2 protein-coding genes are annotated in these 1,279 nt (G+C 66.3%); one reads left to right on the top strand and one right to left on the bottom strand.

Features of this window, described 5'->3' with window-relative positions:
- Positions 1-67 precede the first annotated feature (67 nt).
- Complete coding sequence (locus ACZ4E1_RS40270) at positions 68-835, bottom strand: transposase (protein WP_467548976.1); 768 nt, start codon at positions 833-835, stop codon at positions 68-70.
- A gap of 46 nt (positions 836-881) precedes the next feature.
- Between ACZ4E1_RS40270 and ACZ4E1_RS40275 the strand changes: the two genes are divergently transcribed.
- Positions 882-1,199 carry a DUF6221 family protein gene (locus ACZ4E1_RS40275; protein ID WP_030223925.1) on the top strand — a complete coding sequence of 106 codons (318 nt, stop codon included), beginning with the start codon at positions 882-884 and terminating at the stop codon, positions 1,197-1,199.
- The last annotated feature ends 80 nt before the right edge of the window (positions 1,200-1,279 follow it).

The raw sequence follows: 1,279 nt of genomic DNA on the forward strand, positions 1-1,279 counted from the left end.
AAGGGTTGTCCCGTAAAAGATCTTCTGGTCGCCTCGGGCATGGTGGGCTACCGTGCCCGCTGCCCTATCAGGCGAGGGCGAGGTTGTGCATCCGGGCTATGCCGAGCATGGCGTGGTGGACGCCGTCGCCTTTGAGGCGACAGTCGCGCAGGATCTTCCATGTCTTCATGCGGGCGAAGACGTGCTCGACGCGGGCCCGGACCTGCTTGTGCGACCGGTTGTGTTCCTCTTTCCAGTCCGGGAGTTCGGTCTGGCCGCGCTCGCGGCGGTGTGGGATGACGAGTCCGGTGCCTGGGTAGCCGCCGTCGGCGATCGTGATGGTCTTGCCGACAGCGGCTTTGGCGCCGGATTCCTCCCATGCCTTGCAGTCGTTGCGGTTTCCGGCGAGAGGCCGGCCGATCACGACAACCCGACGGGTGTCGGCGTCGATGACGACCTGGTGGTTGGTGGAGTACCGATAGTTCTTCGAGCGCTCCGCGATGGCGTGGTCGCGGGTGGGGACCAGGGTGCCGTCCACGATGAGCACGGTGTCCTTGGCGAACCGCTTGCGGGGCTGGAGCGCGAGCATCGGCCCGAGGTGGTCGATGACCCGGTCCGCCGCAGACTTCGACACTCCGAACAGCGGTGCGAGCTGGCGCATCGTGAGGTTCGTCCGCCAGTAGGTCGCGACCAGCAGGGCTCGATCCTCCAGCGGGAGACTCCACGGCCGGCCTTTGCGGACCGAGTCCGCACCCTCGCGTCGCAGAACCGTCACCAGCTTCCCGAACTGCCGCGGGCTCAGCCCGGTGAACGGGGCTATCCATGACGGCTCCGACGCCGTGATCACACCAGCCACCGCAAGATCGTTCCATGACGTCAGGCACAAGGTCGAGAATGCGCACATGACTGAAGAACTGGTGAGGTTCCTTGAGGCGCGGCTGGATGAGGAGGCCGACTTGGCCCGGCGCTGCGACGGTGACGGGTGCGGTGAGTGGTCTGCCCAAGGACACACGGTCGACTTCTGCCAGGTTGACCTCCCCGGGTTCCACCCCACGATTGCTCTGCATGTGGCTCTGCACGACCCAGCCCGCGTCCTGCGCGAGGTCGAGGCCAAGCGGCGCATCCTGGCCCGTCACGCCCGCGATCCCTGGCCGTGCCACGACTTGCGTGACCTCGCTTCGCCCTACACGGACCATCCTGACTTCCCTGCACGGGCGTGAGGCAGCGCAACTGACAGGCAGAGCGCCCGACGAGCCTGAACCAGACCCCGCTTCCTGAAGATCATTTACGGGACAGCCCT

This window comes from Streptomyces sp. NPDC025806 (genome assembly GCF_055558275.1).

Excerpts from the sequence above, each read along its gene's own strand:
- ACZ4E1_RS40275 (WP_030223925.1), top strand. The coding sequence starts at position 882 with ATGACTGAAGAACTGGTGAGGTTCCTTGAGGCGCGGCTGGATGAGGAG.